9 protein-coding genes and 2 pseudogenes are annotated in these 11,588 nt (G+C 69.6%); 3 read left to right on the top strand and 8 right to left on the bottom strand.

Annotated features, from left to right (window positions below):
• The 5 genes and pseudogenes from FRZ03_RS40425 to FRZ03_RS20105 all read right to left on the bottom strand — a co-directional run.
• Window positions 1–446 (bottom strand): annotated as a pseudogene (locus FRZ03_RS40425) (hypothetical protein); the annotation flags it as partial.
• Window positions 447–664: 218 nt separating this feature from the next.
• Window positions 665–1,078 (bottom strand): hypothetical protein, encoded by a 414-nt coding sequence (locus FRZ03_RS20120; RefSeq protein WP_146466549.1) that lies wholly within the window; start codon window positions 1,076–1,078, stop codon window positions 665–667.
• Between the two features lie 491 nt (window positions 1,079–1,569).
• A complete protein-coding gene (locus FRZ03_RS20115; protein ID WP_261399267.1) occupies window positions 1,570–1,752 on the bottom strand; it encodes a hypothetical protein in 183 nt (60 codons plus the stop codon).
• A 186-nt stretch (window positions 1,753–1,938) separates the two neighbouring features.
• The gene (locus FRZ03_RS20110; RefSeq protein ID WP_146466590.1) at window positions 1,939–3,528 is read right to left on the bottom strand and encodes a VWA domain-containing protein; all 1,590 of its coding nucleotides are present in this window, start codon (window positions 3,526–3,528) and stop codon (window positions 1,939–1,941) included.
• Between the two features lie 71 nt (window positions 3,529–3,599).
• Window positions 3,600–4,784 carry an AAA family ATPase gene (locus FRZ03_RS20105; protein ID WP_146466589.1) on the bottom strand — a complete coding sequence of 395 codons (1,185 nt, stop codon included), beginning with the start codon at window positions 4,782–4,784 and terminating at the stop codon, window positions 3,600–3,602.
• Between the two features lie 470 nt (window positions 4,785–5,254).
• On the opposite strand from FRZ03_RS20105, the gene FRZ03_RS20100 reads away from it, so the two are divergent.
• Window positions 5,255–5,467 (top strand): hypothetical protein, encoded by a 213-nt coding sequence (locus FRZ03_RS20100; protein WP_146466548.1) that lies wholly within the window; start codon window positions 5,255–5,257, stop codon window positions 5,465–5,467.
• A gap of 389 nt (window positions 5,468–5,856) precedes the next feature.
• On the opposite strand, the gene FRZ03_RS39230 is transcribed toward FRZ03_RS20100, so the two are convergent.
• Window positions 5,857–6,177 (bottom strand): helix-turn-helix domain-containing protein, encoded by a 321-nt coding sequence (locus FRZ03_RS39230; protein ID WP_186785520.1) that lies wholly within the window; start codon window positions 6,175–6,177, stop codon window positions 5,857–5,859.
• Between the two features lie 704 nt (window positions 6,178–6,881).
• On the opposite strand from FRZ03_RS39230, the gene FRZ03_RS20085 reads away from it, so the two are divergent.
• Both FRZ03_RS20085 and FRZ03_RS20080 read left to right on the top strand, forming a co-directional pair.
• Window positions 6,882–8,108: an MFS transporter gene (locus FRZ03_RS20085; RefSeq protein WP_186785519.1), complete on the top strand. Its 1,227-nt coding sequence runs from the start codon at window positions 6,882–6,884 to the stop codon at window positions 8,106–8,108.
• 334 nt (window positions 8,109–8,442) lie between these two features.
• On the top strand, window positions 8,443–9,312 hold the full coding sequence (locus FRZ03_RS20080) for an IS5 family transposase (RefSeq protein ID WP_146466546.1): 870 nt from the start codon (window positions 8,443–8,445) through the stop codon (window positions 9,310–9,312).
• 350 nt (window positions 9,313–9,662) lie between these two features.
• Here FRZ03_RS20080 and FRZ03_RS39225 read toward each other — a convergent pair whose 3' ends face one another.
• Together FRZ03_RS39225 and FRZ03_RS40420 are read right to left on the bottom strand one after the other, a co-directional pair.
• Entirely contained in the window at window positions 9,663–10,118 is a 456-nt protein-coding gene (locus FRZ03_RS39225; protein ID WP_186785518.1) for a hypothetical protein, read from the bottom strand.
• 545 nt (window positions 10,119–10,663) lie between these two features.
• Window positions 10,664–11,076 (bottom strand): annotated as a pseudogene (locus tag FRZ03_RS40420) (tyrosine-type recombinase/integrase); the annotation flags it as partial.
• Between the last annotated feature and the right edge of the window lie 512 nt (window positions 11,077–11,588).

Raw genomic sequence — 11,588 nt, 5'->3', positions numbered from 1 at the left:
ACCATCGCGAGGTCGCTGGTGGCGGTCCCCGGGTCCGCCCAGTCGCGCCGGCGGATGCCGGTACGGGTGCGGATCCAGTTGTCGCTGGTGTCGAGCAGCGCGGACAGTTCGTCGTTGGCCACGGCCCGGGCCGGAACCATCGCCCCGATCCCGCGCAGCACGGCCGTACGGCATGACGCGTTGACCAGCGGACCGCGGTCGACGAACCGCCGCACCACGAAGGCCGTGACGTTCGCCTGCTCGCGTATCACGTTTGGGATGCCGAGCCCTTCGGCGATCCGGTCCGTTGCCGTGCCGCCGCCGATCGGCGGGGACGGCATCGCGGCCCGGACGGCGTCGGCGCCCAGTGCCTCCACAGCGGCCCGGGACCACCGGTAGGACGACGCGTGCGGGGCAGGGATGAGGCCGGTGTGCCGGGCCCACGTCACCCGTCCGTTCCTGAACATACGCGCGTACGTGGGACACAGTGTCGGCGGCCACTTTGCGGCCTGGGAATAGCCCGAGGCTTACGCCGACGATGTGCGCTGTGCGGTCAAGCTGGGCGGCTGAACGGAGCTTTTGCTACTCCGCCTGAGGTTTCCCCGCTGCGTGGGAGGCCTGGCCAGGGGGCAGCCCAGCCTGGCGGCCCGATCACACGACCAGGGCCAGCGTCACGAGCAGTGTGTCATCTTGGCCCGCGGCGCAGGCTGTGGGCGAGAAGCGGAACGGCCAGGAGGAACAGAGCGCCTTCGACGGCGAGGCTGGCCAGTCCGAGCGGCTCGGTCCAGTTGCCGACGTCGTCCCTGTAGTGGGGCAGGCCCGGCCCCCGGGAGAGGATGTAGCCCAGTACGGGTCCGGCGGCGACCCCTGCCGCCAGCAGCCATCCCGCCCGGACACAGCCGGCCAGGAGCAGCGCCGCGGCGACCGCGGCCGCGATCTCGAGGACGTGGTAGGCGATGCCGATGTAGTAGGGGTCCCTGGTGGCGGTGATACCGCCTTGGTCCACGACATGGACCCCGGCCACCACGAGGCACAGCAGCGCTCCTGCCCACCTGGGCGCCCAACCGGCCTCGGGCGGTTCCACGGTGTGGTCCGACATACGGTGGTGTCCCCTTTTTGTTCACGCGGCGCGACCTGCCGCGGCCAGGGGCCCTTCTGCCAAGGCGGCCCCTGAGGCGGCTCGAGTGATGCGTCGGCATCGGTTCGGGGCGAGGTGACAGCTCTTTCCCGGACGCACCAGGTACGTCGAGGGCAGCGGAACTGCACTCTCGCTCATGCACCCACCTCTACACCTCGAGCCGTCACCTCGCTCGTCGAGTCACTGCGGACTGGTGGTGGTCTGGTACCAGGCCGACCGAGACGGGCGGCAGCGGTGGAATAGGTCGAGGATGTGACGTGGAAGCTGCTCGCCACCAGCGCGCTGGGAGCGGCAGCGGCCTCGACCTCGTAGCTCCACGATAGGCAGAAGCGTTTCGACGCGGGAGCGGGTGAGCTGTATGAGGACACTTACGTCGCTGTAGCTGATCTTGATTTCTGCTCACCGGTCACGGGCTGCCCGTCACGGGGGATCAGGCGGATGGCTTCGTCACGTCAGGCGACCAGGGCACCGGTGCGGGCCCCGAACTCGCGGACACCCTCGATCCGCGTCGGCCCGTACAGCAGTCCGGCAGTCAGCGCCCGCAGCGCGGGCCGGCGAGCCTCCTGCGGCGCCGCTGCCTCGACCCGCCGCAGCGCGGCGAACGTCTGCTTGCCGTCACCGAGCGCGTTCCCCATGCATGCCACGTCCGTCCACGCACGCACGCGCCCGCCGCTCCGCCGTTGGCATCCGGTGCACGATGGCATCGCGCGCGCCTTCGGTAGGTCGGCGTGTTTCGGGTTGTCGGTGGTCGGGGCGCCCGGCACCCGTCCCCGGAGCACGCCGGACGGCGTCGGGGCCGTACCCGGTTCGACCGAGCGGTGTCAGACGAGCCGGAAGAGATCGGCGGCCGCGTGCACGTCGGTGAGGTCCTCGACATTGCGGAGGTTGTCGCACAGGGCTTCCAGGACCGAGCCGTGCTCGGTGGCTGCCGGACTATTGACGGCCATGCCAAAGAGCCTGAAGTCCAGCCGGCGTTTGACGGCCCGCCAGTCGCGTGTCCATTCCTCGGTGACCTCGCAGGCGTCGTCGGTGATCAGGACGACATCCCCGCGCGCCCGGCCGACGGCGGCAAATTCTTCCGCCAGCACATCCGCCGCTGCGGACAGCGGCCGTTGGAAGTCGGTTCCGCCACCGAGGAAGGTCTCGGCGAAGTCGACGACCGCGGCGGTCGAGGCGGGCCGGCCGGCCGGGAAACGGAAGACGCGAAGCTCGTCGGCGGAGGAGAACAGGATGCCGACGAAGTCCCGCCCCGCCGCGCGGGCCTGGTCCATCAGCGCCAAGGCGCATGCCTTGGCCCACGCCTCCCGGGTGATGCCGCCGGGGCCCTCGGCATACATGGAGTGCGAGGTGTCCACGCACGCGACGACGGCACCCTTGCCGGTGCTCTGCTCGCCCTGGCTGTCGTAGAGCATCAGCTGCCCGGCGGCGTACCGGGCGGCGAAGACCGCGCGGAGACCGGGCAGGCCGAGGTGGGCCAGTTCAGAGGGCAGTACGCGGGAGAGGTCGTTTCCGAGGGTGACGCCGATCAGCTCGCCGGTGGTGTTCTCCACCCTGCGGGCGCGTTCGCCACCGGCCATCTGCCGGAACCGGCCGATCAGCTCGGCCCACCGGGCGAGACGGCCGCCGCGCAGCCGCTCGGCGAGCCGGTCGCGTTCCTCGAACGACATGCGCTCCAGCTCGCCGGGGCCGACGCCCCACGCCCGATGCAGCGCGGCCTCATGCCGCACCGCTTCGGCGGCCCGCGCGGTGGCGTTGCGCGCCATGACCTTGATGTCGGCGGCGACCGCGGCGACGGCCCGGGCGGCGGCCTGCGCGGCCTGCCGGGCGGTGCCCTCGGCCGCCTCGGCGGCTCCCAGCGCCCGCTGTGCGGCGACGGCGACCGGGCCCGGCACGGCACCGTCCTCGCCGGCTGCGGCAGCGGCCCTCCTGAGCGCCTCGCCCACGCGAGCGGCAGCGTTCTGAGCGTCCCGCAGAGCCGTGCCCGCACGGCCGGTCGACTCCCGGGCGTCCCAGGCCCGCACCAACATCCGGCGCAGAGCGGTCGCCTGGACGAGGACGGCCATGGCGGCGGCGTAGGGGTCGCCCGCCGTCTCCCAGCGGAGTTCGGCGAAGTCCGGCGACCTCACCAGCGCGGTGACGATCTCGTGATCGGCCAGCCGGGCGGGGTCCATCTCGGCGGGCTCGCGCAGCCGGGGTTCCGTCTCCTGGTAGGCGGCCAGGAAGACATCGGCGAGGAGATCGTCGATGTGGGCGTGCTGTGGGCGCAGTTCGTCGACCAGCTCGCGCAGCGCGGTCGACTGCGCGAGCGTGTCGCGCCAGGCGATCCGTTCGAAGGGGCCCGCCACCACCGTCGCGGTGTGCCGCCCGGGCCGCCCGACGCCCAGTCCCAGCCAAGCCCCGGGGCGGCGCATCAGCCCGTCCAGCCCGACAGGTGTCCCGCCGTCAGCACCGTCCGCGGCTTCCGCCCCCGTCTCCTCGACGCTCACGGCTGCGCCTCCACCGCGCTGACGTCCACGCCGAGGGCCTCGGTGAGCACCCGGGCACGGACAGCGCGATGACGACCGATGACGCGGTCGATGGCCGCGGTCGAGCGACCGGCGTTCGCCGCCTCCGTGCGCAGCGTCTCCAACCGCTTGCCCGCCACGGCGAGCTTGCCGTGAGCGTTCTTGATGACCCACTCGCTCAAAGCCTCCCGGGACTGCCCGGCCATGGCGTCGAGCTGGGCCTCCAGCTCGTCGATGGTGTCGGCCAGGTCGAGAGCCTCCTTGGCGTCGGGATTGACCAGGTGCAGCACCTCCCGTTCGACGGTCGGGCGCTGGGCGGGCGAGTCCCACAGCACATGGGTCAGCATCGACAGGTCGGTCTCGGCGACCGCCGGACGGCCCTGCAGGTAGGCGGAGGCCTGGAGCAGGCGCACCGCCTGCCGCCAGCGGCGGTCGGAGGCGACGAGCTCCTTGCGGCGCAGGGCGGCACGCAGGGTGCACACGGCGTCCACGATCGTGTCCGGGACGTCGATGCCCGGGACGGACTCGGTCACGGCCCGCTGCAGCGCGGCTAGTCCGACGGTGGTCCGGGCGGGGGCGGCCGGGCGGCCGACGGCGGAGCGGACCAGTGCGGCGAAGTTGGACGGGTCCGCCAGATACCCGACCTCGATCCGCACCAGCAACCGGTCGTAGATCGCGGCCGAGTCGTCGCTCTCCGGCAGTTCGTTGCTGGCGGTGATCGCGCCGATCAGGGGGCAGTGGATCGGTTCGCCGCCGTTCTCCGGATGGTAGATCCGTTCGTTGAGGTAGCCCAACGTCTCGTTCAGCGCGGCCGTGGAGCACTTGAAGATCTCGTCGATGAACGCGATGTGCGCGGTGGTGGCGCGGCCCTCGTAGACCTGTCGGTACTCGCCCCGGGAGAGCGCGGCCACGTCGATGGGCCCGAACATCCTCGTCGGAGCGGTGAACTTCGACAGCAGGATCTCCCAGTACGACGCCCCCTCGATCCGGCCGGTGAGCTCCCGGGCCATCTCGGACTTGGCCGTGCCGGGCGGGCCGAGCACCAGGGAGTGCTGCCCGGCAAGCAGCGTCACCACCAGCGCGCGTACCACGTCGTCCCGTTCGTAGAAACGGTCCGACAGCTCCGCGACGATCGTTCGCAGCCTTGCCGCCGTGCCGGGCACGCCGGGCGGGACCTGCTGGCCCTCGGGCTCCGTGCTCCACGACCGGTCGCCAGCCGTCACCGAGGGCCTCCCGGAGTGCTGCGGCCGTGCAACCAGGCGCCCGGCGGCATGAGCCCGGTCCCCCGGGCGAGCCCGGAGCGGGCACCGATTCTTTCCTCACCGGGCACGGTGGTGCCGCAGCACGAGCGAGTGGGGGCGGGTTTCGCGATCACGGTACGCAGCGTAGAGGAGGCCGGCGGCTGGCAGCAGTGCGCTGGGCCACAGGCCGACCGCCGACCGGTGCGAGGACGAACGGCCGTGGCCTGCGGGGCGGCTTCCGAGTAGCGAGGGACGGAAGACGCAGGACGGCATCCGAGAGGCAGGTGGACGACGCGTGGCGCGGCCAAAAACTCTCAGGAGAGGCGGAGAGCAGCACCTTGCGGCGGCTCGCCCGGCAGAATCGGGTGACTGACACGCCCTCTGGGGGAGCTGTGCAGGAACTCCGCTTCGACGACGACATTCGGTTCACCGCGGTGGTGAACAGCGGCCAGACGTGGCTGCGCCGCGCGCTGGGAGCCCACGAGCTGAGCGCCCTCGGGGACGCGCGGGCGCTGATCGCAGTGTCGGCGGCGTCGAACCGGTCGAAGGCGGGTCAGCACCCCGCCATGTGGCTGCCGTCGGCCGCCGGCTGTCGCTGCCAGTAGGTCACCTCCTCGCTGTCCAACCAGTTGAGCTGACTCCAGGCCTCCGGGTCGATGCGCTGTTCCACCGTGGGCCAGGTCCAGCCGGCCAGGTACCGGTTGAGGCAGTCCGCCAGTGGAGTGGGCCGGCTACTCCTCGGCTGCTCGCGATGCCCCGGCACCGCGGCGGACCAGCCGGTTCTGCAACCGCTCGAACGCGAGACGACCCGCGGCGTCCGATACGACCAGCTCGCCGTCCATCGCGGTCATCAGGCCGCTGCACAGCCCTGGCCACGATCTCCGGAAACGCCGGCCCCATTTCCGCACCGCGCCTGGAGCGCAGCACCACCAGGCCTTCGGCCGTGGCCGTACTGCTCTCCGAACGGCCGCGCCCCAGGTCGTAGTAGAAGGCGTCAGGCAGCGCCGGAGTCGGCTGGTTCGCCACCTGATTCCCTTTCGCTCCGGTTCCCATCCCGCACCGCGTCGCGATCTGTTCGACGCTCATGGCCGTCGTCTTCCGTCTCCAGCGGACGCTGGGCCCGGTGCACCCGCTGCGACAGCACCCACTGCAACGGCGCCATGCCGGTGTGCGAGCGAAAGTGGCGAGTCAGCGTGCGACGGCTGACCCGGGCCTGCTCGGAAATGCCGTCCACGGTCAGCTCGTGCTCCAGATGTTCCGAGAGCCACGGCAGGATCTGCGCGAGGACCCGGTCCGTCTCGTGCTCGACGATCACGGTGGCGTCCGTGCCCGGGTCGGCGAAGGGGGCGAACAGGCGGCGACCCAGCGCCTTTGCGGCGCTGCCGTGATCAACGCGCGCCGTGCGCGGTCCGCAGCGCCCGGACGAGGGCGGCCGGCGGTTCCTCGTGCACGTCAGGCCAGGCCGGTACCACGATGGTGTGCGCCTTCGGCAGCTGATCTGTGCTCCACAGCCGCTCCACACGGCAGGCATCGCAATTCTATGCATCGTCCGGGGCCCAGCCGACGAATTCGTACCACGGGTCGATCAGATCGGAACGGTCGACACCGAAAACCTCGCGGGCTGCTGAGATGTCCAATCCAGCAACTCTTGAAGGGAAAAGTAGAGCCACGGCGACCGGCATGAGACCCACCGCCCCACCCCCCTCCGCCTCTCCGCACAGGTCGACGCAATCGTGCTGAAGTCGCACGGGAAGTACGCCCGCACTGCGCGTGTGTACGGCAATGCGCGTGCGCCGCAGAAGGAACCTACCCAAGTCGCGTATGAACTGAGCGGCGTCGGATCCCTGCCGTAGAACCCCCTTACCGAGCCGGTGACCTGCGCCGACTGCGGGGGTGCCGATGAGCGGATTTGCGACGCCACCCTTCGTGACGGCACTCATGTCGCAAATCTGCCAGCCCTCGCCCCGCCGCGCCTGCTGAACTGATCAGGCAACAGCACACCATCACAGGACGGAATTCATGGCTGCATCCACCACCGCCACCACGCGCGATCCTGGCGAGGCCGATTCACCGCACCGCTCCCCGGTGATCGGATGGCTGGCCGTCGTCGCGGTGATGCTGGGCATCTTCTCCATCGTCACCACGGAAATCCTCCCCATCGGACTTCTGACCCAGATCGGTGCGAGCTTCACCATCTCCGACGGCATGGCCGGACTGATGATGACCATGCCCGGCTTCCTCGCGGCGATCGCCGCGCCCGTCGTCACCGTCGCGACCGCGCGGATCGACCGCCGCCTGATGCTGTGCGCCTTCATGGTCCTGCTCGCCGCGGCGAACTTCCTGGCAGCGGCAGCACCCGACTACTGGCTGGTCCTGGTCTCCCGCGTCATCGTCGGCATCGTCATCGGCGGCTTCTGGTCCATCGGCGCCTCACTGGCCGAACGCCTAGTCCCCGCCGCATCCGCCGCCCGAGCCACAGCGGTGATCTTCTCCGCGGTGCCCCTGGGTTCCGTACTCGGCGTACCGGCCGGCACGTTCATCGGCGACCTGGCCGGATGGCGTACCGCGTTCATCGCCATGGGCGGCCTCTCCGTCGGCGTGCTGATCATGCTGCTGATCGTCGCGCCGCCCCTGCCACCGCAGCAGACCACCCGCCTGGGCGTCCTGCGGAGCATGCTCAACAGCGTCGCCACGCGCTTCGCCCTGCTCCTGACCGTTCTGGTCGTGCTGGCGCACTTCGGCGCGTACACCTACGTCACCCCGTTCCTCGAGCAGGTCACCGACGCGGGCTCCGGGCTCATCACCGTCTTCCTGCTCATCTACGGCGCGGCGGGCATCCTCGGCAACTTCCTGGGCGGCTCCCTGGTCGCACGCCACCCGCGGGCCACCTTCGGTACCGCCGCCGGCACGATCGCCGCCGCCACCCTGCTCCTGCCCGTCCTGGGCCAATGGAAAGCCGGAGCGGTCGCCCTCCTGATCGTCTGGGGCGTGGCGTATGGGGCGGTGCCCGTCTCCTCCCAGACGTGGTTCACCAAGGCGAGTCCCGACACCCCCGAGGCCGCCTCCGTCATGTTCACCGCGTCGTTCCAGGCCACGATCTCCCTCGGCGCCCTGAGCGGCGGAATCGTCGTCGACGCCAGCTCGCCCTCGACGGTCATGACCCTGGGTGGCATGGCGGCCGCCCTCATGGTCATCGCCGTATTGGTCCACTACGCCCGATGCCTGACCTGGCCGGACAACGCCTGACCCGCCCGGCCTCCCCGAAGATCTGGCACGCACGGACCCTTGCTTCGCTGCCAAGGGGAATCGGAAATTCCGATGCGTATGAATTGCGTCAAGGTGAAGCGATTTTCGCGGCGGCTGTCACCCATGTGATCAAGGGGATGGCAGGTGCTGCCGTTTAAAGGTGGAGTTGCCAGCAGAAAAAGTGAACCAGGGGATTCCAGCCAGTTGGCCGATTTAGCCCCAGTCTTCTGCTGGCCGACGGAGCGGGTCAAGCAGGAGCGCGATCGGCTGGGCCTGCTCGCGATGCTAGGGCGTGTGTCGAAAGTGGATCTTGGGCTTGGGGTGATCTTGGTTCGTGGCGCGTGGAGATCTGACGGACGCACAATGGGCCCGCCTGGAGCCGCTGCTGCCCAAGGGCAAGAAGCCGGGACGTCGGCCGATATGGACGCGGCGGCAGCTGATCGACGGCATACGCTGGCGGACGCGGATCGGGACGCCATGGCGGGATGTCCCGGAGCGGTACGGGCCATGGGGCCGGGTGTACGACTTCCGCCGCTGGCAGCGGGACGGCACCTGGAGACGGATCTTCACCGAACTCCAGGCCCAGGCCGACACGAAGAACCAGATCACCTGGGACATCAACGTCGACTCCACCGTGGTGCGCGCCCACCAGCACGCCGCCGGGGCGCGGAAACGGGACCTGCAAAAAGAGCCGCCCGGCGGCATCGCCACCGAGCCGGACGACTACGGCCTCGGACGCTCGCGCGGCGGCCTGACCACCAAGTTGCACCTGGCCGTTGAGCAGGGCCAGAAGCCCGTGTCGATCGTCATCACGGCCGGACAGCGCGGGGACTCCCCGCAGTTCGAGCCCGTCCTGAAGGCGATCTGCGTGCCCCGCATCGGGCCGGGCCGACCACGCACCCGGCCCCACCGCGTGCGGGCGGACAAGGCGTACGCCTTCCGCAAGAACCGCGCCTACCTACGGAAACGCCACACCAAGGCGGTCATCCCGGAGAAGAAGGACCAGGCCGCCAACCGCAAGAAGCGCGGCTCCCGCGGTGGTCGGCCGCCGAAGTTTGACAAGACCGACTACAAGGAGCGCCACGCGGTCGAGTGCGGGATCAATCGCCTCAAGCGCCACCGTGCGGTCGCCACCAGGTACGAGAAACTCGCCGTCCGCTATGAGGCGACCGTCCTCGTAGCGGCCATCAACGAGTGGCTGTGACCGGTGAGCCCGCGCTGCCGGGGTGTCTGGCAGATCATGTAGGGCCTGCCTGCTTCACGTGATCTCGGTCTTTCCTCGGCTCAGCAGCTCGCTTACGCTCGGACCGTTTCGGTGCGAAATGATCTGCCTGCTCCCGGCACAGTGAGGCGGCTCCCATGCCTGGATGGATGGACTTGGCATACACCACGGTCGGCGGTGTCGTCGGTGCCGCGGTGACCAACTATCTCTCCATGAATCAGGAGCGTCGGCAGCTGCGCGCAGCGGTCATGCAGCAGCTCCTCCGCGTCGCAGCGGTGCGCGACAGGGTAGGCGACATCGTGCCGAGCCGGAGGGAGAGCCCGCCGCGGTACTTAGTCGGGGAACGACTGCTTGTGACGGCGCGTTTTGGCGTCACCGCGATCCTGGAGGACGGCCGTGACGCCGAGCACGCCCAGCGGGAAGCGATCTCGGATCTTGTGGTGGCGGCGCTCTCGGCCGGCATACCGCGCAGGGTCTTGGACTTCGCCGGAGGCGGTGAGGAACGTGCCCTGCAATGCGAGGTCATCAGACTGATCGATCAACGCCTTGGCGGTGTCCTGGGTGTATCTCTCGAAGAACTCATGGCGCAGTGTGAGGAATATCGGCAGGCGACAGCCCAACATCTGCTCCGGGCGCTGTGGCATCCATGGCAGACGCGGCTGCGGATGCGCGCGCGCCTTCGCGCGTTGCGTCAAGACGTCGACGCGCTCCATCGCAGACAAGAAGCGGCGATGTCCGTCCTGGCTCGGCTGGAGCACACCACTGCCCTCGCCGAGCGACTCGGTCACCTGTCAGATCAAGACCCGCAACGCAGCAACAACCCAGGACCCGAGGCATAGAGAGTGCCGCGTGGCATCGATCGGAACCGTTGCATAACGTCGCTACAGACACTTTTGCAACAGGCCCTAGTTCGAAGTGACGGGACCGCCGGGGGTGCCAGGGACCGGAACGCGATTTCGTGAAGGTGCGGCGGCGTTCACCTTGGAGGCTTGAGCAAGTGCCCGCTCAATCGGAATCGGCACCTCCACCCAGGGAGTACCAATATGCCGGCGGTCGCAACGCCGGCACTGACGCGCTGCACAAGGCGGGCGATCCGGCCGAGTGACTGTACTTCCTCGACGAGGACGCCAGCTTCCCCGCTCCGACGTCCTCGCCCGGCTCATCGCCGAGGCCGAGCGGCCTCCAGAAGTCGCCTGGGTGCAGCTCCGGCTGACCGGCCTGGTCCTCCTCCTCTGCCTGAGCGCCTGGACCACGATCACGCTGGCCCGGGCCGTGGGCGGCGGCGGACTGAACCAGACACTGCGCGGCATGCGCGAAGGATGGACGGTCGCCGGACGCCTTGCTCCAGGAGGAGCGTCGCCGTTGAGTGGCGGAGGTCGTGGAAACGGATTGGCCGTAGGCGGGCATCGCGGAGCAGGGCGTTGAAGTGGCGGGTGAGGGTGGCGGGCTCGATCGGGTGTCCGTCCGGTCGCGTGAAGACGTGCCCGCTGCCCTGCCGCACCGAGCCCGTTCGGTCTCGTGCCCTGGCCTGCCGCTCGCGGTGTGCGCGAAGCGAGGTGACGCAGGAGGCCGGCAGGGCGATCGCCGTTCGGAGCTGATGGTCTTGGTCGGCAGGGTGGCCAGACCGCCGGTACGGGTGTGCCGGAGGGTGCGGCGGATGGTGGCGGTGCCGCCGTCGAGGTCGAGGTCTTCGCAGCGCAGGCCGAAGAGTTCGCCGTTGCGCAGGCCGGTGTGCGGGGCGAGTTCGATCTCCTGCTTTTTGTGGGTATGGGTCTGATTCGTGGCTGCGGTTTCCCGTTGCGTCTGCCATAGACTCCGAACTGTCTCTTGTAGTTGCTCGGCTTGCTGCCGGGTGAAGGCCCGTTCTGTCTCGGCTTCTTGATGGGCCGCGTTCGCTCGCTTTGCCTCCGTCTGGCGTGCTGTTTCCTGCTCGTTCTCGGCTTTGCTGGGTGTCGTTTCGCTGCGCTCGGCGTCGGCAGCGAAGGCACGGCGCTGTATCTGCAGCGGACCCCGGTAGGCGGCAGCACTGGTGATCAGGGTCCTACCGAGCGCGCTGAGCGGACCGTACAAAGCCTCGGTCATGAACCGTCTCTCTGAAACCCCAGCAGCATGCCGGCGGCAGGCACGATTTACGACACGGCAGTGCCCCTGACAAGGGGCGGATGCGTCACCCGATGACGTGGTAGTGCCGCTGCCAATCCAGGAGCCACGGGCAGATCCAGTCTGGGGCCGATCGGCGCCGTCTGCTCCGTGTGGGG

Source organism: Streptomyces misionensis (genome assembly GCF_007896895.1).
GTDB classification, from domain to species: domain Bacteria; phylum Actinomycetota; class Actinomycetes; order Streptomycetales; family Streptomycetaceae; genus Streptomyces; species Streptomyces misionensis_A.
The sequence above is the reverse complement of the archived record's forward strand: the minus strand, read 5'-3'. Positions and strand labels throughout refer to the sequence as shown.

Coding starts and splice junctions, on each gene's coding strand:
- FRZ03_RS20120 (WP_146466549.1), bottom strand. CDS start 1,078: ATGTCGGACCACACCGTGGAACCGCCCGAGGCCGGTTGGGCGCCCAGG.
- FRZ03_RS20115 (WP_261399267.1), bottom strand. CDS start 1,752: ATGGGGAACGCGCTCGGTGACGGCAAGCAGACGTTCGCCGCGCTGCGG.
- FRZ03_RS20110 (WP_146466590.1), bottom strand. CDS start 3,528: ATGCGCCGCCCCGGGGCTTGGCTGGGACTGGGCGTCGGGCGGCCCGGG.
- FRZ03_RS20085 (WP_186785519.1), top strand. CDS start 6,882: ATGGCTGCATCCACCACCGCCACCACGCGCGATCCTGGCGAGGCCGAT.